This window comes from Novosphingobium sediminicola, from assembly GCF_014196525.1.
Classification (GTDB): domain Bacteria; phylum Pseudomonadota; class Alphaproteobacteria; order Sphingomonadales; family Sphingomonadaceae; genus Novosphingobium; species Novosphingobium sediminicola.
This window is the reverse complement of the sequence record NZ_JACIDX010000010.1, coordinates 89,468-112,952: the sequence shown is the minus strand read 5'-3', so window position 1 is coordinate 112,952 and position 23,485 is coordinate 89,468. Positions and strand designations below refer to the sequence as shown.

At 63.3% G+C, this 23,485-nt stretch carries 23 protein-coding genes and 1 pseudogene; 9 read left to right on the top strand and 15 right to left on the bottom strand.

Going from position 1 to position 23,485, the window contains the following annotated elements:
• Positions 1-85: 85 nt before the first annotated feature.
• The 10 genes and pseudogenes from ligA to dapA form a co-directional block, all read right to left on the bottom strand.
• Positions 86-2,194, bottom strand: a complete 2,109-nt coding sequence (gene ligA / locus GGR38_RS13930; RefSeq protein WP_183626528.1) for an NAD-dependent DNA ligase LigA — start codon at positions 2,192-2,194, stop codon at positions 86-88.
• A 9-nt stretch (positions 2,195-2,203) separates the two neighbouring features.
• Complete coding sequence (locus GGR38_RS13925; protein WP_183626526.1) at positions 2,204-2,878, bottom strand: GNAT family N-acetyltransferase; 675 nt, start codon at positions 2,876-2,878, stop codon at positions 2,204-2,206.
• A 251-nt stretch (positions 2,879-3,129) separates the two neighbouring features.
• Positions 3,130-4,794: a DNA repair protein RecN gene (gene recN, locus GGR38_RS13920; protein ID WP_183626524.1), complete on the bottom strand. Its 1,665-nt coding sequence runs from the start codon at positions 4,792-4,794 to the stop codon at positions 3,130-3,132.
• A gap of 45 nt (positions 4,795-4,839) precedes the next feature.
• Positions 4,840-5,085, bottom strand: coding sequence for a hypothetical protein (locus tag GGR38_RS13915; protein ID WP_183626522.1), 246 nt, complete (start codon positions 5,083-5,085; stop codon positions 4,840-4,842).
• A gap of 64 nt (positions 5,086-5,149) precedes the next feature.
• A complete protein-coding gene (locus tag GGR38_RS13910) occupies positions 5,150-5,614 on the bottom strand; it encodes an RrF2 family transcriptional regulator (RefSeq protein ID WP_183626520.1) in 465 nt (154 codons plus the stop codon).
• Between the two features lie 157 nt (positions 5,615-5,771).
• Positions 5,772-6,578 (bottom strand): outer membrane protein assembly factor BamD, encoded by an 807-nt coding sequence (locus GGR38_RS13905; RefSeq protein ID WP_183626518.1) that lies wholly within the window; start codon positions 6,576-6,578, stop codon positions 5,772-5,774.
• Between the two features lie 82 nt (positions 6,579-6,660).
• A complete protein-coding gene (locus GGR38_RS13900) occupies positions 6,661-7,047 on the bottom strand; it encodes a hypothetical protein (protein WP_246404675.1) in 387 nt (128 codons plus the stop codon).
• A gap of 42 nt (positions 7,048-7,089) precedes the next feature.
• A pseudogene (locus GGR38_RS24625) lies at positions 7,090-7,284 on the bottom strand (TetR/AcrR family transcriptional regulator); the annotation flags it as partial.
• Between the two features lie 243 nt (positions 7,285-7,527).
• Positions 7,528-8,436 carry a CmcJ/NvfI family oxidoreductase gene (locus GGR38_RS13895; protein ID WP_183626514.1) on the bottom strand — a complete coding sequence of 303 codons (909 nt, stop codon included), beginning with the start codon at positions 8,434-8,436 and terminating at the stop codon, positions 7,528-7,530.
• A 337-nt stretch (positions 8,437-8,773) separates the two neighbouring features.
• Complete coding sequence (gene dapA, locus GGR38_RS13890) at positions 8,774-9,658, bottom strand: 4-hydroxy-tetrahydrodipicolinate synthase (RefSeq protein ID WP_183626512.1); 885 nt, start codon at positions 9,656-9,658, stop codon at positions 8,774-8,776.
• A 109-nt stretch (positions 9,659-9,767) separates the two neighbouring features.
• Between dapA and GGR38_RS24550 the strand changes: the two genes are divergently transcribed.
• Positions 9,768-12,059 carry a transglycosylase SLT domain-containing protein gene (locus GGR38_RS24550; protein WP_183626510.1) on the top strand — a complete coding sequence of 764 codons (2,292 nt, stop codon included), beginning with the start codon at positions 9,768-9,770 and terminating at the stop codon, positions 12,057-12,059.
• Here the strand turns inward: GGR38_RS24550 and GGR38_RS13880 are convergent.
• Both GGR38_RS13880 and GGR38_RS13875 read right to left on the bottom strand, forming a co-directional pair.
• The gene (locus tag GGR38_RS13880; protein WP_183626508.1) at positions 12,043-12,528 is read right to left on the bottom strand and encodes a DinB family protein; all 486 of its coding nucleotides are present in this window, start codon (positions 12,526-12,528) and stop codon (positions 12,043-12,045) included. The genes GGR38_RS24550 and GGR38_RS13880 overlap by 17 nt on opposite strands.
• Before the next feature lie 40 nt (positions 12,529-12,568).
• Positions 12,569-13,276, bottom strand: a complete 708-nt coding sequence (locus tag GGR38_RS13875) for a DUF2490 domain-containing protein (protein ID WP_343059104.1) — start codon at positions 13,274-13,276, stop codon at positions 12,569-12,571.
• A 189-nt stretch (positions 13,277-13,465) separates the two neighbouring features.
• On the opposite strand from GGR38_RS13875, the gene GGR38_RS13870 reads away from it, so the two are divergent.
• The 6 genes from GGR38_RS13870 to GGR38_RS13845 all read left to right on the top strand — a co-directional run bounded on the left by GGR38_RS13870 (position 13,466) and on the right by GGR38_RS13845 (position 18,372).
• The gene (locus tag GGR38_RS13870) at positions 13,466-13,906 is read left to right on the top strand and encodes a hypothetical protein (protein WP_425497060.1); all 441 of its coding nucleotides are present in this window, start codon (positions 13,466-13,468) and stop codon (positions 13,904-13,906) included.
• A 49-nt stretch (positions 13,907-13,955) separates the two neighbouring features.
• On the top strand, positions 13,956-14,477 hold the full coding sequence (locus tag GGR38_RS13865; protein WP_183626679.1) for a GreA/GreB family elongation factor: 522 nt from the start codon (positions 13,956-13,958) through the stop codon (positions 14,475-14,477).
• A 121-nt stretch (positions 14,478-14,598) separates the two neighbouring features.
• Positions 14,599-15,918 carry an ammonium transporter gene (locus GGR38_RS13860; protein WP_425497059.1) on the top strand — a complete coding sequence of 440 codons (1,320 nt, stop codon included), beginning with the start codon at positions 14,599-14,601 and terminating at the stop codon, positions 15,916-15,918.
• Between the two features lie 49 nt (positions 15,919-15,967).
• On the top strand, positions 15,968-16,453 hold the full coding sequence (locus GGR38_RS13855) for a hypothetical protein (protein WP_183626506.1): 486 nt from the start codon (positions 15,968-15,970) through the stop codon (positions 16,451-16,453).
• A 46-nt stretch (positions 16,454-16,499) separates the two neighbouring features.
• Entirely contained in the window at positions 16,500-17,783 is a 1,284-nt protein-coding gene (gene rlmN, locus GGR38_RS13850; RefSeq protein ID WP_246404672.1) for a dual-specificity RNA methyltransferase RlmN, read from the top strand.
• Between the two features lie 31 nt (positions 17,784-17,814).
• Positions 17,815-18,372 carry a hypothetical protein gene (locus GGR38_RS13845; RefSeq protein WP_183626496.1) on the top strand — a complete coding sequence of 186 codons (558 nt, stop codon included), beginning with the start codon at positions 17,815-17,817 and terminating at the stop codon, positions 18,370-18,372.
• 39 nt (positions 18,373-18,411) lie between these two features.
• Here the strand turns inward: GGR38_RS13845 and GGR38_RS13840 are convergent, their stop codons facing one another.
• A complete protein-coding gene (locus tag GGR38_RS13840; RefSeq protein WP_183626494.1) occupies positions 18,412-19,455 on the bottom strand; it encodes a hypothetical protein in 1,044 nt (347 codons plus the stop codon).
• A 73-nt stretch (positions 19,456-19,528) separates the two neighbouring features.
• Entirely contained in the window at positions 19,529-20,359 is an 831-nt protein-coding gene (locus GGR38_RS13835) for a PhzF family phenazine biosynthesis protein (RefSeq protein WP_221227105.1), read from the bottom strand.
• 90 nt (positions 20,360-20,449) lie between these two features.
• On the opposite strand from GGR38_RS13835, the gene GGR38_RS13830 reads away from it, so the two are divergent.
• Together GGR38_RS13830 and GGR38_RS13825 are read left to right on the top strand one after the other, a co-directional pair.
• Positions 20,450-21,205 carry an SDR family oxidoreductase gene (locus tag GGR38_RS13830; RefSeq protein WP_183626490.1) on the top strand — a complete coding sequence of 252 codons (756 nt, stop codon included), beginning with the start codon at positions 20,450-20,452 and terminating at the stop codon, positions 21,203-21,205.
• Between the two features lie 76 nt (positions 21,206-21,281).
• Complete coding sequence (locus GGR38_RS13825; RefSeq protein ID WP_172341337.1) at positions 21,282-22,493, top strand: argininosuccinate synthase; 1,212 nt, start codon at positions 21,282-21,284, stop codon at positions 22,491-22,493.
• A gap of 283 nt (positions 22,494-22,776) precedes the next feature.
• On the opposite strand, the gene GGR38_RS13820 is transcribed toward GGR38_RS13825, so the two are convergent.
• Positions 22,777-23,484 carry a phosphatase PAP2 family protein gene (locus tag GGR38_RS13820; RefSeq protein ID WP_183626488.1) on the bottom strand — a complete coding sequence of 236 codons (708 nt, stop codon included), beginning with the start codon at positions 23,482-23,484 and terminating at the stop codon, positions 22,777-22,779.
• Between the last annotated feature and the right edge of the window lies 1 nt (position 23,485).

Here is a 23,485-nt window from a genome sequence, read left to right as displayed (position 1 = left end):
CCCACCTGTTATGAGACGGGTGGGAACCTATCCTAACGCCGGGGAATGCCAAAGCTTTCGTGTGTAAGATTTTGTAAGCGGAGCTTTACCCCGCCCGCGCGACAATTTCGGCCCATTCCGCCTCGGTAATAACGGCAATGCCCAGCTTCTCGGCCTGCGCCAGCTTGGACCCCGCCCCCGGCCCGGCCACGACCAGATCGGTTTTCGCACTGACCGACCCCGCCGCACGCGCACCAAGCCGTTCAGCCTGCGCCTTGGCCTCGTCCCGGCTCATGGTTTCCAGCTTGCCGGTGAACACCACCGTCTTGCCGCCAACCTCGCTGGCCTTGGTTTCCACGACATAATCGGGCGGGCTGACCTCGCTGAGCAGATCCTCCCACACGGCCACGTTATGCGCCTCGTGGAAGAAATCGCCCAGCGCCTCGACCACAGCGGGGCCGATGCCGTCGATCCCCACCAGTTCGGCCCGCGCATCGGCCACTTCGGGCAAATCAGCCGCGCCCGCATCTTCGTCGGTGCGCAACTGGTTGGCCTTTTGCGCCACCTCGCGCAGCGCAGGCAAGGTCACGAAACGCTTGCACAAATCGCGCGCCGTTACTGCACCGACATGGCGAATGCCGAGACCAAACAACAGCCGAGCCGCATCGGGCTGCCGCTTGGCCTCAATGGCTGCCAACAGGTTATCCACAGACTTATCCTGCCACCCCTCGCGCCCAACAATATCGGCACGGCGGCGACGGAGGCGGAAAATATCCGCCGGACTTTCCAGCCAGCCAAGGTTGAAGAATTCTTGAATCGTTTTTTCACCCAATCCTTCAATATCTAACGCGCCTCTACTGACAAAATGCTTGAGGCGTTCGGTCCGCTGAGCTGGGCAGATCAGACCCCCGGTGCAACGCACATCGACCTCGCCTTCCTCGGCCACAGCTTCGCTGCCGCATTCCGGGCAATGATCGGGGAAGTCGAAGGCAGGGCGTTCAACCTCACGGGTCAGGTTTTCCACCACCTGCGGGATCACATCGCCCGCCCGCTGCAACACCACACGGTCGCCGATCCGCACGCCCAGACGCGCGATCTCATCCCGGTTGTGCAGCGTCACATTCGTCACCGTCACGCCGCCCACCAGCACCGGCGCCAGACGCCCCACCGGAGTCAGCTTGCCCGTGCGGCCCACCTGAATGTCGATGGCCTCCAGCGTGGTCTCGGCCTGCTCGGCGGGGAATTTTCGGGCGATGGCCCAGCGCGGCGCCTTGGCCACGAAACCGAGGCGGTCCTGAAGGCCGAAGTCATCGACCTTATAAACCACGCCGTCAATTTCATAAGGTAAATCAGGTCGCTGTACCTGAATATTGCGATAATGCTCGAACATCTGTGCCAGATCCTCGCAGCGCCGCAGCCATGGCGAAACCGGCACGCCCCATGCCGCGATCTGCTCCATCATCGCCCATTGGCTGCTCGCCGGAATGCTGCTGGCCGCGCCCCAGCCATGGGCAAGGAAGCGCAGAGGCCGTGAGGCCGTGACCCGCGCATCCTTTTGCCGCAAAGACCCCGCCGCCGCATTGCGCGGGTTGGCAAAGGTCTTGTCGCCCGCCAGTTCCTGCCGCTCGTTCAGTGCGGCAAAGGCGGCGCGCTCCATATAGACTTCGCCGCGTATCTCGAAAACCTCGGGCGCCTCGCCGTGCAATTCCTGAGGAATATCCAGGATATGCGCGACATTGGCCGTCACATCCTCGCCCACCTGCCCATCGCCGCGCGTGGCCGCACGCACCAACTTGCCCTGCTCATAGCGCAGCGAGAGCGAGAGACCATCGATTTTGTCCTCGGCCGTAAAGGCCACTGGCACGTCCTCGGCAAGGTTCAAAAACCGCCGCACGCGCGCAGTAAATTCGCCCACTTCCTCATCAGAAAACGCATTATCGAGGCTCATCATCCGCACCTCATGCGCCACCTTGCCCAGCGGCGAGGCGGCGACCTCATGGCCCACCTTGTTGGTCGGGCTGTCGGGGCGGATCAGATGCGGAAAGGCCGCCTCAAGCTCGGCATTGCGACGCACCAGCGCGTCATATTCCGGATCAGAAATATCGGGCGCGTCATTGAGGTGATAGGCCTTGTTCGCCCGGTTGATCTTGCGGGCAAGGCGCATCAGTTCATTGGCGGCTTCAGCTTCATTCGGCAAGGATGGGGACGTAGTCATGCCCACCTCTTAGCCCAGCGTCAGCACGCTCGCCACCATCGGGCGCCGAATGGCGAAACCGAGTTGTTCATAAAGTGCGATTGCCCCCGCGTTGCCCGCCCATGAATGCAGATAGGCCCGGTCTCCCCGCTCCGCCAGACCGGCCATCACCCGCAGGATCAACCGACGCGCCAGCCCTCGCCCGCGATAGTCGGGATCGGTGCAAACTCCGCTGACCTCGGCCCAGCCATCGCCGGGGCGCGCGCGTTCGCCCGCCATAGCGATCAGGCGCTCGCCATCGAAAAGGCCGTAAAATTGCCCGTAAAGGCGGGTCTTCGGCCCCCAAGGGCCGGGTTTCGTCGCGATGGCCAACGCGGCCATCTGATCGGCATGGGTTTCATCAAGCGGGACAATCCCGGTGAAGTCAGCCTCTGGCGGCGGGTCTTGCGATACCATCTGCACCAAAGGCGCGGTCAGTTTGGCGATCAGGCCGGGGGCAGATACTTCCCCCGGTTCGACCAGCCAGATTTCATCCTCAGGCCCGGTGAGCAGATCGGCCAGCGCGGCATTATGCCCCGGCGCGGCATTGGCGAAGGGGCCGTAATCGGGGTCGATTCGCGCCGCCATCCGCTCCGGGTTCCAGCGGGCGAGATGCGATTGGCGGGTGTTGAGGGCGGTCCAGAAGGGGCGGTCGAGGGGATGCATGGAAAGGTAGATAGTGTTGAAAATGCGAGGGTCTAGACCCTCGCGCTCCCATTACTGCCTTTGTTGCGCCATGGGTTCAGCGGATGAGGTCGGACGCAGCGTTTGAAATTAAAAACCTGCGGCGCTTTTGGCGTAAGCTCTCCGCGCCGCAGGCTTGCCAACCTCCTAGCGCCACCCCGCAAACCAAGCACCCCAAAAACGGGATTGCAAAGGGTCCAAGACCCTTTGCCCGCCGGAGGCATAAAACCCTTCTAAACCCGCTCCAACAACCGATCCGCCTGCGCTCTGGCCTCAGGCGTAATCTCCGCGCCCGACAGCATCCGCGCGATTTCCTCCTGCCGCCCGCCGCCATCAAGCAGAACAACCCCCGTCCGCGTCACCAACCCATCGGAGGATTTGGCGATAAAGTAATGCTGCCCCCCGCGCGCCGCGACCTGCGGGCTGTGAGTCACGGCCAGCAACTGCCCCGTGGAGGCAAGCCGCGCCAGACGCTCGCCAATGGCCTGCGCCACCGCGCCGCCTACGCCCCGGTCGATTTCGTCGAAGATCATCGTGGCCGCCCCACCCTCTTCGGCAAGAGCGACCTTTAACGCGAGGATAAAACGCGACAATTCACCGCCCGAAGCAATCTTGGCCAGCGGTGCGAAATCCGCGCCGGGATTGGTGGCGATCATGAATTCGACGCGATCCATGCCCGATGCCCCCCACTGGGCTTCATCAAGCCGGGCCACATCGGTGCGAAACCGCGCCGCATCCAGCTTCAGCGGCGCGAGTTCGGCCTTGACCGCCGCATCCAGCCTCAGCGCCGCTTCGCTGCGCGCCTTGCTCGCCGCCTCGGCCAGTTTCAGCCATGCCGCGCGCGCCTTGGCCGCCGCCTGCTCCAGCGCGGCGACCTCTGCCTCGCCGCCCTCAATCGCGCTCAAGGCGCTGCGCATTTCCTCCAGCTTGGCGGGTAATTCCTCGACCGCGCAGCTATGCTTGCGCCCCGCCGCGCGCAGGTCGAACAGGCGCGTTTCCACCCGGTCCAGCGCCAGCGGATCAAACGCCAGCGCATCGAGCGCCCGGTTCAGCTTGTCCTCGGCGTCGTCGGCCTCGATCATCGCCCGGTCGAGCGCCGCCAGCACTTCTTCGAGCAAGGCATGTTCACCCGCGATCCGATCAAGCCGCCGCGCCGCAACGCGCAATTCGGCCAGCGGGGAATGCGATCCGGCAAACACCTGCTGCACCGCGGCCAGATCGCCCGCCAGACGCTCGCCCTTCTGCATCGTCGCGCGTTCGCCGGCCAGTTCCTCTTCCTCGCCCGCCTGAGGCGAAAGAGCTTCCAGTTCGGCCACATGCGCCTGATAAAGTTCGCGATCTTCAGCCGCCTTGGCGATGCCGGCGCGCGTCTTGGCCAGCTTGGCCTCGGCATGCCCCCAGGCCTTCCACGCCCCCTCCATCGCGGCGGTATCCACCCGCGCATAACGGTCGAGCAAGGCCCGATGCCCGCGCGGATTGACCAGCCCGCGATCATCATGCTGCCCATGAATTTCGACCAGATAGGGCGCCACCTCGCGCAGCAGGGCCACGCTGGCAGGCTGATCGTTGATGAAGGCCTTGGAGCCGCCATCGGCCTTGATCTGACGCCGGATCAGGATCGGCTCGCCCGGCTCCACCTCCACGCCCGCATCGGCCAGCGTTTGCGCCACCGCGTCATGCAGCGCACCGGGCTCGAACGAGGCGGTCACGCTGGCCAGATCGGCGCCCGCGCGCACCAACCCGCTATCGGCCCTCATACCCAGAATCAGGCCAAGAGCATCGAGCAGGATCGACTTGCCCGCCCCCGTCTCGCCCGTAAGCACGCCAAGGCCCGGCGCGAAAGCCAGATCAAGCGCCTCGATCAACACGATGTTGCGAATGGAAAGATGGCTAAGCATGTTCGCTAGGCGTTCTAGCCGAAGCAAAGCGGCGCGTCTATGCTTTCAAAGCAGGAACCGCCAGAGCGAGACCACAATCGTGGTCAGCCAGACGCCCATGATGAGCCAGTGTTCGATATGGATGGCGCGGTCGTCCTGATGGACGTCCAGCAACTCGGGCCCATCAGGATGCAGCAGCAGCCGGGGCGCCGCGCTCTGCGCTTCCAGCACATCACGCGCCAATTGGGCGTTGGCGGCTTCATCAAACCGCTCACCTTGATCCTGCGCGGTAATCTTGCGCAATTCGCTCATATCGGACCAGCCCTTCGCCGTCGGTATGAACCATCGCGGCTTGGGCTCCAATTAGGGTAAGTCCCTATTCCGCAGCCTCGGCCGGGGATTCTTCGGGCGGGTCGGCAAAGGGCGGTTCGACCAAAATCGGGTCAGCCAAAGTCAGCCGGTCGAGCATCGCGGCCATTTCGTCGCGCACGGCTAGCATCAGCCCGCGCAAGCGGCAATCAACCTCGGGCAGGCAATTGGCGCAGTGTTCGTGGGCAAACCGGCTCGCACAGGGCACCAGCGCCAGACTGCCCCGCGTAATTCGGATGATGTCGCCATAGCGGATATCGCATGGCGCCAGCGCCAGTTCATAGCCGCCCTCGCGGCCGCGATGGCTGATCACCAGCCCTTCGCGCACCATTTCCGACAGGATCACGGTGAGGAACTTGCGCGGGATATTCTGCGCCTCGGCAATCGCGTCGAGCCGAATCGGACCCTGCTGCCATAGGTCAGCCAGGTGCTGAAGCGCGCGGATCGTATAGCGGGTTTTCTGCGATAGCATGGCGGCGGCATAACAGCGCTCATCCGAAGAAAATGTCAATCACCGGGTTAGACATTCCACGGTGTCTTACACAGATATGCCCCTCCCCCGGCGTTTCAACGCAAAAGGCCCGCGCCTTTGCGGGCGCGGGCCTTTGCAAAACCGTCGTTTCAAACGATCAGCTGACCTTGGTGCCGGGGGCATATTTGCCCATCATCGCATAGGCCTTCTCATACCACTCGCTGCCCGGATAGTTCGCGCCCAGCACGGCGGCGTATTTCTGCGCCTCAGCCGGAATGCCCAGCGCCAGATTGGTTTCCACCAGACGGAACAGCGCCTCGGCGGTGTGGCTGGTCGTCTGATATTTGTCGATCACATTGCGGAAACGGATGTCGGCGGCCAGCCAGCGGCCCGAACGCTCGTAAAAGCGGCCAATATCCATTTCCTTGCCGGCCAGATGGTCGTTCACCAGATCGACCTTGAGCCGCGCATCGGTGGCATAGCGCGTATTGGGATAGCGGCGCACCACGTCATTAAGCGCCGAGAGCGCCTGAAGCGTGATCTTCTGATCGCGGCTGACGTCGCTGATCTGCTCGTAATAGCTCATCGCGATCAGGTAATAGGCGTAAGGCGCGTCCTTGTTGCCCGGATGGATCGAAAGGAAGCGCTGCGCCGACTGCACCGACTTGGCGTAATCGCGCGCCGAATAATAGGAAAACGCGCTCATCAACTGTGCGCGGCGTGCCCAGGGGCTGTAGGGGTGCTGACGCTCCACCTCGTCGAACAGGGCCGCAGCGGTCTTGTCCTCGCCCTGATCCAGACGCTTCTTCGCCTCCAGATAGAGCGAATCGACGTCGCGCGCGACATAGGCGGTATCCTTGGGCTTCTTGCCCCGCCCGGCGCAACCGCCGGTGATCGCCATCGCGCCAACGGCACAGGCAAGGAGGACAACACGCGGCGACAGGCTGATGCTGGGCTTAGACATGGATTGGCCTATAACCAGCGTCTGGCTGAACGCCAAGTGAAAGCGCAAGGCAATCTGTCGCAATTCATGGCGCACCCATCCCTTATCTTGCGGCACGCGGGGTCGACTGCAACATCCTGCGCAGCAATTGCGCATAATGGCGCGACACCAGCTCGACTTCCTGATCGGGGCGGACCGCCACGCGGAACACGCGCGGCGCCATCACCACGCTGGCCAGCAGCATCGTGGCCCAGATCTCGGCGTCCTGAGGCAGAGCGGCGGAAGGCCCGCCCTTGCCATCCTCATGGCGCACCACTTGGGGCGAGCGCGAAGCCAGTTCAACCAGATCGTCCCAGCGGGGAAAATTGCGATGGATCGGCGTGTCATTGACCAGATCCATAACCCATTCATGCATCAATTCGGGGTTGCTCAGCGAAGAATGAACGGCCTTTTCCAGCCATGTTTGCGAATCGCCGGGCGCGACCATCATTTCGCCCAATCTTGCCCCGAACCATTCCTTGGCGGCCGCCAACAATGATTCGCGACTGTCAAAATGATAATATACCGTCGAACGGTTCATTCGGGCATCACGCGCAAGCGTTGCCACGGTTAAGGATTCGACACCATCGCGCCCTATCAGTCCCACCGCCCGCTCTACTAGCTGGCGGTGTGTTTCCTCATAATTGCGATTGCGACGCTGTTCTAAAGTCTGGCGCGTTTCCGACATGCCCCTTGGCAATTCCACATTCGTTGGGAAATCAAGCTGTTTAACCTGTTTTCCCTCTATAAGGGGTAATTTATTCAGGAACCGTTCGGATTTTTCGCACAATAGTTGAGAATTCGTCGTAAAACCAAATTTACCCCATCGCTACCATGTGATCCACTAAGGCCCGATCAAAAGCCCAGATTCGCCAATAGTTAGCGATGAGTTTATTGCCCTTTTGGGCATCGCGAAGAGCAAGATCGACCATCAATCCCAATAGGCAACCGCGCGCAATTCGATGCTCGCACGAATTTGGACACCGGGCAGACTGGTGTCGTGAAAGGCCGTGTGCGGACAGCGCCAGGTGCAGGCGTGATCGCTGTCGTGAAATTTGAACAAGAGCACATCATCGCGGCTCATATTCGAAAAATACCACCAGCGATGCGCCGGATTTTGGCGGAAAATATAGGCCGCGATCATCTGATCCTCGCCCTCCACCGGCGCGGTAAGAGCATCGCCCACCGGGAACTCATCGACCACGAAGAGCGTATTTGAGACGCCCTCGGAATCAGCCACCGAACGCCCGTCACACACCGCCAGCGGCCAATCCTGCGGCCCGGGCGAAAAGGTACGCCACAGCGAGACACAGCAGAAGCGGCGATAGCCATCGCGCGATCCGAAATGCTGTTCATGCATCCGGGCCGCTGCCTTTTGGCCAGTCAGCGTATTGTAATCGACATGGGCTTCGCCCGCGGGGGGCTGAATGCCACCGGCATGTTGATAATTTTCGGTCTTTTCTTGCGCACGAGTCGAAAGATCAGCGCTGGTGCGGATCATCCAACCCTGCGTGGCCACCCGGTCGGCCCCGGTCAGGTTGCGAATGATCTGCGCGGCCTCGGCGTGATATTTTTCGTTCACCTCGTCGCGGTTCCAGAAATCCTCGACCGCGCTGGCCCCCTTGCCGATCATGAAGCCATGCGTGTCAAAGGCGAAGTGATCGCGGATCGGCATGCCATCTCGCACCACCGCCTCGTAATCGCGATATTCGCCGGTGTTGATCTCTGCCCCCGCGCGAACATAGCGGCGGGTGACGAAATCCCCCGGCGCCAGATAGCGGATCAGGGCAGGCGCCTGCCGCTGCTGGTCCTCCAGCGCGTCATGGGTGATGGTGGCCATTATCTGCTCCTCTCTCTTGGATTCGCGCTCTTTGGCGGCGTGAGGGAGATGATAACGAATGTTAGTGAATTACACAAGTGTGTAAGAAAGGGGTAAAGATGCGAGGGTCTAGACCTCGCGCTCCCATTACTGTCTGCGTTGCGCCATGGGTTCGACGACAAAGTGTCGGACGCAGCGTTTCAAATAAAAAGCCTGCGGCCCGATCATCCCCGCGCCGCAGGCCAAAAAAGACGGCCCCGCTGCACACGCAACGAAGCCGCCCAAACCCATTCATGGGATTGCAAAGGGTCAAGACCCTTTGCCCGCCGGAGGCGCCTTAAACGCCCGCCGGATTAAATCACCTCACCAACCCGGCATGCACCAAAGCCGCATCCACCGCCTTGCGCGCACCTTCATTGCAAGGCACCAGCGGCAAGCGCAGCTCCGCGCCAAAGCCTTCGAACACCTTGGACAAGGCATACTTCACCGGTCCCGGCGAGGCATCCTCGAACATGGCATAGTGCAGCGGATAGAGCAGATCGTTCAACCGGCGCGCCTCGGCCAGATTGCCCGCCGCGCAGGCCGCCTGAAAATCGGCGCACAGGCGCGGCGCGACATTGGCCGTCACCGAAATGCAGCCGACCCCGCCCGCCGCGCTGAAGGGCAGCGCCAGCTCATCGTCGCCCGAAAGCTGGCAGAAGTCCTTGCTGATGCCCATGCGGTGATCGGTCACGCGCGACAGATCGCCGCTGGCGTCCTTGATGCCGATGATCCGCTGCGGGAATCGACGCGCCAGTTCGATCACGGTTTCCGGCTTGATATCGGTGACGGTGCGCGCCGGCACATTGTACAGCACGATCGGCAGGTCGATATGTTCGGCCAGATAGGAGAAATGGGCGAGCAACCCTTCCTGCGAAGGACGGTTATAATAGGGCGCGACGAGCAGCGCGGCGGCGGCCCCGCATTTCTTGGAAAAAGTCATGTGCAACAAGGCGTTTTGCGTATCATTGCTGCCGCAACCGGCGATCACCGGCACGCGCCCTGCGGCCTGCTCGATGCAGACCTCGATCACGCGGTGGTGTTCGGCATTCGACAGGGTGGAATTTTCCCCCGTCGTCCCGCAAGGCACCAAAGCGCTCGAACCGTTCTCGATCTGCCAGTCCACCAAACGGCGGAAAGTCGGCTCGTCAAACGCTCCATCGCGAAAAGGTGTCACCAGAGCGGGTATGGAACCGGAAAACATCGACTTTATCCTCTTTCATCGCCCACCTATAGGCGGCATGGCATTACGCCTGCCGCGCCATGGGCCGGCGCCTACTATCGCAACGCCTGATAAGGAGCCATAGGCCATCGTGTCCAGCACCATGATGCCCCGTTCGAAATCCACCTCTGCGCGCCGTCGGCGCCGGATAGCCTCGCTGGCTCTGCTGGCGATGGCGGTTCTGTCCGTGCCTGCGCAATGTCAGGAGGGCGCCGAATGGGACCGCGCCCGCGCCGAATTGAAAGCCAGCGCGCCGGGCGCTGTGGCTCCGGCCATTGCCCGGTGGAAATCGCTGATCGGCACGGAAAATCAGGGCTTTGACGCCTATGCGGGCTTTGTGCTGGCATGGCCGGGCTTTCCTCTGGAGGAGAGCTTGCGCCGCGCGGCGGAAAAATCGCTGGCGATCCAGAACGTATCCTCGGCCCGGATCGTGGCACTGTTCGATCGCTTTCCCCCGCTGACAAATCCGGCGCGCGCGCAATATGCGCTGGCGCTGGCGGCCGAGGGCCGGGCGCGCGATGCGGCCGATATGGCCCGCGCGGCATGGCGCGGCGGGGCGATGAGCGATGCGGCTGAGGCGGCGATTCTCTCGCGCTGGGGCGACAGATTCGCCCAGACCGATCATGATTCGCGGCTTGAGGCTCTGCTCTGGGACGGATCGACCGCGCAGGCCGCGCGCGCGTTGACCCGCGCATCGCAGACCCGCTGGGCCGTGGCGCAGGCCCGTCTGGCCATACAGCAGGGCGCGGGGGTGGAAACCCCGATGGTCGGCCCCGATGCGATTGAACAGGTTGCCGCCACCGCGCGCACTGCCGATGAACAGGCCGAAATGGCCCGTATCACCGCCGAGGCCAATCCCGGCCTTGTTGCTCCCTCAGCCCCAACTCCGGCCTCTGCTCCGGCGCTGATGGCCGCCACGCCCGAAATGCTCTCCGATCCGGGCTATCTGGTGGACCGGGCGCGCTATCTGATCCGGCGCGGGCGCGGGGCCGAGGCCGCCAGCCTGCTGGCCACCCGCCCGCCGCTGGCGCGCCCGGCGCTCGATCCGCGCCGCTGGACGGGGGTGCTGCTGGCCGCAGCGCGCGCGGGCGGGCCTTCCGATTCGCTGCGCATCGCGCAAGGCGCCACCGAAGGCTTCCCCGAGGGCAGCGAGATCGCGCAAATGGCCTTTGGCGTGCGCGACGATTACACCTCGCTGATGTGGCTGGGGGGCACCACCGCGCTCTGGCAATTGCGCAACCCGGAAGGGGCGGCGCAACTGTTCTATAATTACGCCCATGCGGCACGCACCCCCATGACCCGCGCCAAGGGCTATTACTGGGCAGGCCGAGCGCTGGACAGCGTGGGGCAGACCAATGGCGCGTTTGAATATTACCGCTGGGCCGCGCAATTCCCCGATCAGTTCCACGGGCTTTTGGCGCTGGAGCGTCTGGGCCTGCCGATCCCGCCGTTGCACGACGGACGCCGAGCCGCGCCCACCCATGCGCAGGCCCGCGACTTTGCCGCCCGCCCGATCACTCAGGCCGTGCGCGAAGTGGCCCGTGATGCCGAATGGCAAACCACGATCCGTTTTTTCCGCGAAATCGCCAATCAGGCCAAGGTCGAGGCCGATTTCACACTGGTGGCCGACCTGGCTCGCGCCTTGGGTCGGCGCGATCTGGCGGTGATCGTGGGACAGGCGGCGGAGAACGCAGGTTTTAACAATTTCCGCGATTCCGCTTTCCCCATCACCCCAACGCCTCCGGGCAGCGACTGGACATGGATCCACGCCATCTCGCGCCAGGAAAGCCAGTTCAGCCAGAACGCCATGTCGCGCACGGGCGCGCGCGGCTTGATGCAATTGATGCCGGGAACGGCGGCCGAGCAGGCGCGGCGGCTTGGCCTGCCTTCATCGACACAGGCGCTGATCGACGATCCTTTGTATAACACCACGCTGGGCAATGCCTATTTCCAGCGGCTGGTGTCCTCCTATCGCGGGTCCTATCCGCTGGCGGTGGCGGCCTATAATGCCGGACCGGGCAATGTGAACAAATGGATCGCATCACGCGGTGATCCGCGTATGCCGGGCGGGCCGGAATGGGTCGAATGGATCGAGAAGATCCCATTCAGCGAAACCCGATCCTATGTCGCCCATGTGCTGGAAAACGCCGTCACTTACGAGGCAATGTATCCCGACCATGCGGCCTATAAGGGCGCCAATCCGCTCAGCCATTATCTGAAGGACCCGCGCCCTGCCCCGCCTCCGCCACCTGCGGTCATGCCTGCGCCGATGGGGGTGCCTGCTCCGTCAGGGATGCCGGTGGGGACGCCCGCGCCCAGCTATGGGCCGCAGCCGAGCTTTACCTCATCGCCGGTGGTCCAGCCGGTCAGGCCGGGGCAGTAAGGAAAACCGGCATATCACTGTTCGCCATGCTGATCCCCGCCCCGTTCAGCATGGCAACGATATGGCCCCGGTGATAGGTAGCGTGATTGACGATATGGGTCAGGATGGCCTCTTGCGTCATCGCGCCATCCCCGCCGCCGATGAAAGTGAAATGGACCACCTGCGTGCGCGCCTCGGGTTTCAGCCCAGCGCCGTAATCAAGGAACCATGCATCCAGTTCCGCCAGCGCCGCGCCGATCTGCGCCATGGGCGGCGGATGGCCGGGATCGCGGCTGGTATAGCCATGGGGGCGGCCCAGCAGATGCGCCTGCCAGACCTGCGCGATCACCAGCAGATGGTGATAGGTGCGCCGGATTGAGCCGAACACGACCGGCTGCGGCGCATCCAGCACCGCGTCCGGCAGGTCGGTCAGGCGATCAATGAGGATCCGGTTGGCCCATTGGCCATAGGCAAGATAGGTTTGCAGCATGGCGTCCGGTTTGCCCGCCCCGGACGCCTTGAGCAAGTCGTCAGAAATTCGCCTTGATCTCCAGCGTCGCGGCATTGTCATTGGTATCCTTGCCGCCCGGCACAAAGCCGTGCTGGTTCAGATAGCCCAGTTCGAGATTGACCCGGCGATTGAGCGGCATGTTGAACCCCAGCGAATTGCGCATCCGCTCCTCTCCACCCAAGCGCTGAAATCCGTTGCGGTTGGCGTCGATGAAGCTCTCATGCGCGGCCACCAGCATGACCTTGCCCACCACCGGCATCGTGGCCTTGATATAGGGGCGCAAACGCCATGCCGTACCGGTGATCCCCTCGCGCCAGCGCTGTTCCACCCGCATACGGCCTGAAATCCGCACCGGGCCCAGCGTCAGCAGACGGTCAAAGCTCAATTGCTGGCGGAAACGATGCTCCATGATGGTAAAATTGCCATGGGCATATTGCGGATCATGGGTATAGCCGAGGTAGAACACCATTCCCAGCGGCCCGCCCTTGTCGCCGATCTCATGGCCCAGCATCAGGTTCTGTTCGAGTTCGTAAAAGCCGCGCGTCTGGCTGAAACGGGTGATGTTTTCCGCCGACGCGCGCCAGCCATCACCCAGATTGGCGGTCGCCGTGGCGATTTCCCAATGCTGGGCATCGCTGGCCATGGCGGCGGCGGGCGTGATCGACGCCAGGGCCAGAAGCGCCTTGGCCGCCCCCACGGCCACGGCATGAAATGTGTTGCGCTGCACTTTTGCGATTCCCGTATGTGACAATTCGGCGTCAACTATGACGCTATGATGACACTTTTATGTCAGCCGATTGTCACAAATAGGCGGCACAGGGCCGGCCGGCGGCCAAGTATCGGAAGGATTATGACAAAATATCTGTCATAATCCCCATTTTTTGACGCAGTCGAGCCGCAATGCCATGCCTGTGCCATGAACGAATCGAGCGCCCTTAACGACGAAAGTATTGAGGCCATCGCGCGCGGCATGGTCGAACGCCGCCTGCCCAAGGAGCAATGGACCCATGGCGCGCATTGGGCCGCCGCGCTCTGGCTTTTGCGCTATCGTCCTGAAATTGCTGAACCGCGGGCGATGGGGGCAGCGATCCGCGCCTATAATGAATCAGTGGGCGGGGTGAATGATGACACCTCGGGCTATCATGAAACGATCACCATTGCCTCGCTACGTGCTGCGCGCTCCGAGATGGCGCGTCATGAGAATGACACGCCTTTGTCACAAATTCTCGCCGCCCTGCTGGCAGGCGATCTGGGCAAAAGCGACTGGCCACTGGCCTATTGGCGGCGGGAGACACTGTTCAGCGTGGCGGCGCGGCGCGGATGGGTCGCGCCCGATCTGGGGGAATTGCCGTTCTGAACCCTTGCCTTGGGCGCAGGCCTGACCCTATGCCCCGCCCATGAGAAACATGCGCCCCGCCCCCAAGCCTGCCGCCCCCAAAGCCCCCGGCGAAGGCCCGCCGATCACGCCTGCGGGCATGGCGGCGCTGCGTGCGCGTTACGATCATCTGTTGGGCTCCGAACGCCCTGCGATTGTCGAAATCGTCAGTTGGGCCGCAGGCAATGGCGACCGGTCGGAAAATGGCGACTATCTCTATGGCCGCAAGCGGATGCGCGAGATCGACCGCGAACTGGCCCATCTGGCCCGCCGCATGAAGGCCTGCCGCGTGGTCGACCCTGCGCGGCAGGAGGATCGCGGCCGCGTCTGGTTCGGTGCCACCGTGGAAATTGCCGATGAAGATGACAATCGCAAGCATCTGACCTTTGTCGGCGATGATGAGCAGGATGCCAGCAAGGGGCTGATCGGATGGTCGGCGCCGATTTCGCGGGCGCTGCGCGGGGCGGGGTTGGGCGATTTGCGCCGCGTGGCCCTGCCGGGGGGCGAAAAAGAGTGGGAAGTGATGGTGATAACCTATCCCCCCGCCCCCTGAAGCGCCCGACAGGTAATAAATACTCTCCATTTTCGCTCTTGCGCGCAGGAAACTTTCGCATCTAAGGCGCCTGACGGAGGAAAGCGCCGGGATCGGATGGCGCTGGCTTAGGAGACATACCATGCGCCATCGGCCGACCGGCCTTTGGGCAAAGCATCGTCGCAGCCTTATGGCGGCTGCCTTGCTGTGCCCCACACCTGCTTTGGCCCAGACCGCAACCGGCGCAAATGCCGCCGATACGGTATGGATCCTGATCTCCAGCGCGCTGGTGCTGTTGATGTGTCTGCCGGGCCTGTCGCTGTTCTATGGCGGTCTGGTGCGGGCCAAGAATTTCCTGTCGGTGATGGTGCAGGTGGGCGTCATCACGGCGGTGGCCTCGCTGGTCTGGGTGCTGGTGGGCTATGCGCTGGCGTTTGGACCGGTGACGAATGGCTGGATCGGGGGCCTGTCGGGTCTGGGTCTGGCCCATCTGGCGCCGGTGCGCGCCGGCACGACGCTGCCGGAAAACACCTTTGCGCTGTTCCAGCTTTGCTTTGCCGCGATCACGCCTGCGCTGATGGCGGGCGCCTGGGTGGACCGCGCACGCTTTGGCTGGGTCGTGGCTTTTTGCGGGGCTTGGGGCCTGCTGGTCTATGCGCCGGTTGCGCATTGGATCTGGGGCGGCGGCTGGATGAGCACCGGCTATGGCACGCTCGATTTTGCAGGCGGCATTGTCGTCCATACCACGGCGGGCGTTTCGGCGCTGGTGGCCGCTTGGGTGCTGGGCGCGCGGACAGGTTTTCCCAAGACGCTGATGCTGCCCCATTCGCCCGCGCTGACCATGCTGGGCGCGGGTCTGCTCTGGGTCGGCTGGTTCGGCTTTAACGGCGGCAGCGCGCTGACGGGCAGCGCAGCGGCGGCCAGCGCGATCCTCAACACCCATACAGCGGCCTGCGCAGCGGCGCTGGTATGGATCGGCATCGAAGCGGCCCATGTGGGCAAGCCGACCAGCGTTGGCTTTGCCACGGGCGCCGTGGCAGGTCTGGCCACCGTCACCCCGGCGGCGGGCATGATCGCGCCCGGCGCGGCGGCGGTGTTTGGTCTGGCGGGCGCCTGCGTGTGCTATGCGATGATCCAGTTGGTCAAGCAGCGTTGGAAGATCGACGATTCGCTCGACGTGTTCGCCGTTCATGGCGTGGGCGGGATGATCGGCTCGCTCGGTCTTGCCGTGGCGATGAGCCCGGCGCTGGGCGGCACGGGATATGCCGCAGGCGGGTCGATGGGCCATCAGTTCGTGGCTCAGGCCGTGGGCGTGGGCGTGACGGCGGCATGGTCGGCGGTGATTTCCTATGTTCTGGCCATGGTGCTGGGCAAGATCATGCCGATGCGCGCCACCGAGGATGACGAGCGCGAAGGCCTCGACATCACCTCGCATGGCGAGCGGGCCTGGGAACTGGACTGACGTAACTGGATTGATCCGGTATCGCCGCATGATTAAAGGAGGCCGGGTGATGAAACGCCCGGCCTTTTTTCTTTGCCTCTTCGCCTTGGGCGCCGCGCCTGCCGATGCCCGTGATGCCTTGGGCATGTTTGGCGCATGGGGGGCGTTTCGCGATGCGGGCATTCCGCGCTGCTATGCCATCGCCATGCCGGAAAAGACCACCAAAGCCGAAGTCGACGCCTATGCCGATGTTGGCCTGTGGCCCAAAAAGGGCGTGCGCGGACAGGTCCATTTCCGCCTCTCGCGCCGGATGCAGCCGGGCGCGGGCGCGCAATTGTCGCTGGGGGGCCAGCATTACCGGCTGACCGGCGGCGGGATCGACGCATGGGCCGCCGATGCGCGGATGGAGGCCGCCATCGTGGCCGCAATGCGTTCGGGCGAGATCATGACCGTTTCATCGCGCGACGGCGCGGGGCGGCTCTTCGCCGATCAATACACATTGCCCGGCGCGGCCACCGCGATTGATGCGGCTGCGCTGGGCTGTGCAGGGCGATAAGGCGTCAGGGTAGCATTTTGACCGATTCGCCGCTATGGGCGCGGCTATGGACACCCCCCTTCCCAATTCTCCCCTGCCCACGTCGATGCCGATTGCGGGCCATATCGACCCCGTTGTGACCGCGCGCGACATTACCGCGCGCGCCGATGGCCGCGTCGATCTGCTGGGCCTGCCGCGCCCGCGCATCGCCGAAATCTTTGCCGAGGCGGGGCTTGAGCCCAAGCAGGCCAAGCTGCGCGCCAAGCAGGTCTATCACTGGATCTATCATCGCGGCGTCACCGATTTTGACGCGATGACCGATATTGCCAAGACCATGCGCCCTTGGATGGCCGAGCGTTTCGTGATCGGTCGTCCGGAAATCGTCGTCTCGCAGCACAGCGAGGACGGCACCCGCAAATGGCTGCTGCGCACCGATGACGGGCATGAATTCGAAATGGTGTTCATCCCCGATGCTGATCGCGGGACTTTGTGCGTTTCTTCGCAGGTCGGCTGCACGCTCAATTGCCGCTTCTGCCACACCGGCACGATGCGCCTGGTGCGCAATCTGACGCCGGGCGAGATCGTGGGACAGGTCATGCTGGCGCGCGATGCTCTGGGCGAATGGCCCAAGGCGGGTCAGGCCGACCTTGCCGCGCTGACCGACGAACTGGTCGATGATGAGGGCGGCTATTCGCCCGATGGTCGTTTGCTGACCAACATCGTGATGATGGGCATGGGCGAACCGCTGTATAATTTCGACAATGTGAAGGGCGCGCTGAAGCTGGTGATGGATGGCGATGGGCTGGCTTTGTCCAAGCGGCGCATCACCCTGTCCACCAGCGGCGTTGTGCCGATGATGGCCCAGTGCGGCGAGGAAATCGGCGTCAATCTGGCCGTTTCGCTCCATGCCGTCACCAAGGAGGTGCGCGACGAGATCGTGCCGATCAACCGCAAATATGGCATTGAAGAGCTGCTTCAGGCCTGTGCGGATTATCCCGGTGCGTCCAATTCGCGCCGCATCACGTTTGAATATGTGATGCTGAAGGACAAGAACGACACCGACGAGCATGCCCGCGAACTGGTGCGCCTGCTGCGTCAGTACAATCTGCCCGCCAAGGTGAACCTGATCCCGTTCAACCCATGGCCGGGCGCGATTTACGAATGCAGCACGCCCGAACGCATCCGCCAGTTTTCGAACATCATCTTCGAAGCCGGCATTTCGGCCCCCGTGCGCACCCCGCGCGGGCGCGACATTGATGCGGCCTGCGGGCAATTGAAGACCTCGGCGCAGAAAATGTCGCGCGCCGAACTCGATCGTCTGGCTGAGGAAAAGCAGGCTGCTCTGGGATAATTCCGTGGGGGTGATCCCGGTTGGGGGCTGGATGACCCCGCCCGATATGCTGGCTCTGGCCAGTCGGGTGGGGCATCATCTGGCCAGCGAGTGCGAGATCCGCAGCCAGCGCGGCAAGACCTTTCGCGAGGCCTTCATGGCCGCCAGTTTTGCCCAGCATCGCCATGCCGAGGCGGTGCGTCTCTTGCCCGAAACAGGCAAGCCCACGCCCGATTTCGAGATCCGACTGCATGGGCAAGAACTGGTCTTTGAAAATACCGAGGCGGACAATCCGCTGGTCCACCGCAACACCGCCTATGAAACCACCTGTCGGCAATTCGAGCTGGGGGCGCCCTATGTTTCGCCCACGCCGGTGATGATTGCGCCCGATGCCTATGCCGCCGAGATCGCGCGGCTGATCGCCAAGAAATGCGCGAAACGTTATGAACGCTGCGATGGTTTGCTGATCCGGTCGAACACGACATGGATCGAGGGGCTGGCCGATCCTCCGCTCGATTGGTGGCAGGAGGCCTGCGCGCAGGCAAACAACCATTTCGATGAAGTTTGGGTGTTTCACCATCGCCGCTTTTTCGCGGTGTTTGGTGGATAGAGCCCGCCCCGGCGCGATACCAGAGCGGGCCGACGGCCATTACGCCGTGGTATAGACCGAGGAAAGCCGCAGCAGCGTCTGCGCCGCCGCGCCATTGACGCATCGCACCCGAAACTGGTTCGCGCTGCCAAAGGCCCCGGTGATGGCAACGTTCAGGTCAAGCGCCGTCCCCGCCGCCATCGCCCCGCTGGCCACCACCTGCCATGTCGAACCACTGTCGAGTGACTGGTCGATATAAAGCGCGCCTGCAGCATCCGCATAGGCGCGTGCCTTGAACCGCGTGGCATAAACGAGCCCGGTGGTGGCCCGACCCGTGCCGGTATAGGTGGCGCTGGCGGCAAGAGCGGCGGTGCTGTCGGTATAGCCGGTGTTGTTGAGCGTATAGCCGACTTGCGCGCTCGACGTCGTCAGGACGGCGGCGGCGATCTGGTCAGCGACGGCGCGATTGCGCTTTTGGGTCGCGGCGATGGCAACCGTGCCGCTGCCATAGGTCGATACGCGCGCGCGGACATAGGCGGCGGTGGCGATGAAATTGAACAGGCCGGTGGCCGTAGCGGTGGTGACGGGGGCCGCCGTGGTGGCGCTGGCCGGATTGACCGGCAGGGCGATCCATGTGGCATTGTCGTTCGATTGTTCAAAAGACACGGTATTGCTGGTGCCGATGCCTGTGATCTGGAAGCTGCCCCCGCCAAAACCGGCGGTGTTCAGCGTGACGACGGTGGCCGCGCTGGTGGCGCTGCCGTTGGTGGTCGCGCCATCGCTGACCGCATCGACCAGCGCGGGGATCGCGCCCTGATCGCTGGCCAACACAACGGGCAGGCTGGCGGCGGCGGGTTTCTGACCGATGCCGGCGGGCAGTTTGCCCAGCAGGCGCTTGAACAGCGCGATCAGCCCGACGCTGGCCGTATCGGAAGAAGCTGCCGCATCGCCCATCGCCCCCAGCCCCGCCAGCGCCCCGTCGCCCAGCGCCACCGGCAGCGGATTGCCTGCGGAAACGGTGGCGGCGGTGTTGTCGGCACTGGCAAAGGCCATGGCATGGGCGGGGGTGAAGGTGGCGGGATAGCTGATTTTGGGATTGGCCATGGGAAACTCCATCATTCCGGGTGAGGATGACGGAAATTTATCCATATAGGTTATTGTAGGAAAGCCCTACATCCTAAAGAGCCAGACCCGCCCCCACGCCCACCGCGCGAACCTGCCCGCCAATCCACACGCCATCGTCATCGCGTGAGACATAAACCCGGCCATCCGCCCCGGTCATGCGCCCCTGCGCCGCGACATAATCGCCCGTGGCCAGACCGCTTTCATACAGATGGAGCGCGGCCCCGGCGTTAAAGCTGCCCGTCACGGGATCTTCAGCCAGAATGCCGCCTGGCGCGGTAAAAAAGGCGCGGACTTCCCAATCAACACCCGGTTCGTCCGAGGGACCGATCACGCCCAGATCGACCACGCCATCCGCCGCGATCACGGGCGAAACCGCCAGAACGGCCTGCGCGCTGCGCAGACGGATCAATTGCCACGGCGGGCCGTTTTCGACATGCACGGCCTCAATCACATCCTCGGGCGACAGGCGCAATTGCGCCAGAGCGGCGGCAAGTTCAGCCTTGGACAAAGGCCCGCTGCGCCGCAGCGGCGGGGCGCGAAAGGCCAGCCCGTCATCCGTCACACGCACCGGCACCAGCCCGACCCCGCATTCCTGCATGATCTGCGCGCCCTTGGCCACGCCGCCCGCCGCGCGCCAGGCATAGGCGCTGCCCAGCGTGGGATGCCCGGCAAAGGGCAGTTCGAGTGTGGGGGTAAAGATCCGCACCCGATAATCGGCCTCGGGATGCGTGGGGGTCAGTAGGAAGGTGGTCTCGGAAAAGCCGATCCAACGGGCCAGCGACTGCATCGTGGCATCCGTCATGCCATCGGCCCCATGCACCACCGCCAGAGGATTGCCCGAAAGCGCTCCATTCACAAAGACATCGACCAGATCCAACCGCATCGCCATTTCCTTTCAGAGGCATAGCATAGCGGTTCTGGCATTCCCCTCAAGCCGGGTTCCCACATCGCGCGCTTTGTGCTTGATGGGGGCATGACCCGGCCTACCCTGCTTATCACCGGCGGCGCCAAGCGTATTGGCGCGCGCATTGCTCATCGTTTTGGCGCGGCGGGATGGCATGTCGTGATCCACTATGGCCAAAGCCGAGCCGATGCCGAGGCATTGGCCGCGCAATTGCCCAGCGCCGAATGCGTGGGCTGCGATCTGGCCGATCCCGATGCGGGCGTGGCGATGGTGGAGGCGCTGGCGCAACGGCTGGAAGACTGGCGTATATTGGTCAATTCGGCCGCGGTGTTTCGCTATGACGATGCCCGCGCCATGGACCCGGATGTGTTTGCCGAGGCGATGACCGTCAATGCGCAAACCCCCACCCGCATGGCACAGGCCTTTTTGCGCCATGCCCGCGCCCGCGCAGGCCGCCGCGTGATCGCCATTACCGACATGAAACTGGCCAATCCCAACCCGGATTTCTTCAGTTACACGATGGCCAAGCACGCCTTGTCCGCCACGGTGCGGATGCTGGCCATGGGCGCGGCAAAGGCGGATGACCGCATCTATGCCATCGCGCCGGGCGCCATGCTGCCCAGTTTCGATCAGAAGCCGCAGGAGCATGAGACTTCGGGCCGGATGAACCTGCTGGGCCGCCTGACCGATCCGGCCGAGATTGCCGATGCCGCGCTTTTCCTTGCCGATGGCTGGCTGGCCAGCGGTGAAACGCTGTTTGTGGATTCGGGCCAGCATCTGCTCGCCCAGCCGCGCGATGTTCTCTATCTGGCGCGGGGCGGATAGGCCCCAAACCCTTGCCCCCCGGCCAAGGCCCTGCTAGGCGCGGCGCCAATCTCTTTCTTCCTATGCGGAGCGCCCCATGTCAGACATCAAGCGCGTCGTTCTCGCCTATTCGGGCGGGCTTGACACCTCGGTCATCCTCAAGTGGCTGCAAGTCACCTATAATTGCGAAGTGGTGACCTTCACCGCCGATCTGGGCCAGGGCGAAGAACTGGCCCCCGCTCGCGCCAAGGCCGAGCTGATGGGCGTGAAGCCCGAGCATATCTATATCGACGACCTGCGCGAGGAATTCGTGCGCGATTTCGTCTTCCCAATGATGCGCGCCAATGCCCGCTATGAAGGCGACTATTTGCTGGGCACCTCGATTGCGCGCCCACTGATTTCCAAGCGCCTGATTGAAATCGCCCGCGAAACCGGCGCGGACGCCGTCTCGCATGGCGCCACCGGCAAGGGCAACGATCAGGTTCGCTTTGAACTGTCGGCCTATGCGCTGGAGCCGGGCATCAAGGTGATTGCGCCGTGGCGCGAATGGGACCTGACCAGCCGCACCGCGCTGATCAAGTGGGCCGAAGAGCACCAGATCCCCGTACCCAAGGACAAGCGCGGCGAAAGCCCGTTCTCGACCGACGCCAACCTGCTGCACACCTCGTCGGAAGGCAAGGTTCTGGAAGATCCGTGGCAGGAAACCCCGGATTACGTCTATTCGCGCACGGTTAACCCCGAGGACGCGCCGGACGCCCCCGAATATATCGAGATCGAATTCGAAAAGGGCGATGGCGTTGCTCTGAACGGCGAAGCGATGTCGCCCGCTACGCTGCTGGCCGCTCTGAACGAGCTGGGCCGCAAGCATGGCATCGGCCGCCTCGATCTGGTCGAAAACCGCTTTGTCGGCATGAAGTCGCGCGGCATGTATGAAACGCCGGGCGGCGAAATCTATGCCCGCGCGCATCGCGGTATCGAATCGATCACGCTGGATCGCGGCGCGGCTCATCTCAAGGATGAGATCATGCCCAAGTATGCCGAGCTGATCTACAACGGCTTCTGGTTCAGCCCCGAGCGCGAGATGCTTCAGGCCGCCATCGACCATTCGCAGGCTAAGGTCTCGGGCACGGTGCGGTTGAAGCTCTATAAGGGCGGCGCCTATGTCGTGGGCCGCAAGTCGCCCCATTCGCTGTACAGCGAGCGCCACGTGACGTTCGAAGATGACGCGGGCGCCTATGACCAGAAGGACGCCGCCGGCTTCATCAAGCTGAACGCGCTGCGTCTGAAGCTGCTGGCGAACCAGAAGTAAGGTTTGCAAGTAAGCTGAATTCAATGATGCCGGGGGCCGCGAGGTCTCCGGCATTTTTGTTTTTGGAGTTTAAGAGAGTTTGCCTCCGGCGGGCAAAGGGCGACGGCACTTTGCAATCCCAATACGGGGTTACGCGAAGTTTGCCCAAAAGCGCTGTTCCGCAAAGCGGTTTACAAGGCCTGCGGCGCAGCAAGATCGGATAACGATGAAGCGATAGCGCGACAAATACATTATCGGGATTGCAAAGGAACCGAGTCCCTTTGCCCGCCGGAGGCAAACCTCTTTAACGTACCCCCGCCAGTTCCCCCCGCGCCGCCGCAACCTGTTCGGCAAGACGCGGATCAGCCAACAAACGCTCGACCACCACCATCGCCACGCCCCGGCTGGCCGAGGTATCGCTGGGGTAATGCACGCCGCAAAACCAGCGACCCATCGCATAATCATCGGCCCGCGCCAGCACCGCCTCGGCCCGCTGCGGCGCCAGACGCGCCAGCGCCCAGCCCATCGAATAGCCCACGCTGGCATGGCCGCTGGGGTAGGAACGCTTGCTCTTGCCCGGCTTCACCGCGTTGCAGGTCCGCATGGTGGAATCGGCCTGATAGGGGCGAGGCCGCGCAAAGGTATCCTTGCCCGCGCCGATCACGGCATTGGCCTCTTCCTCGATGGTAACCAGCAAATTCCATGTTGCAGGCATCTGACGCAGATCACGCCCCAGCGCTGCGCTGTAGATCGCAGGCGTCTCATCCTCACCATCGGCACGGGCACGCGCAATCCGATCCGCAGGCGTCACCGCGATCAGACGATGGAGGAAATCCAGTTCCTGCCGCGTCATCGCTTCACCCGGCGGCGGGCCAAAGATCAGACGCGGCGCGACATCGGCAGGGTTAAGGTAAAGGATCTGCGGCGGATCGGCCATTTCGCGCAAGGGTGCCCCGGCATGGGCCATGCCGCACAATCCCAAAGCCATCAGACCCCATGCCGTCAAACGCATA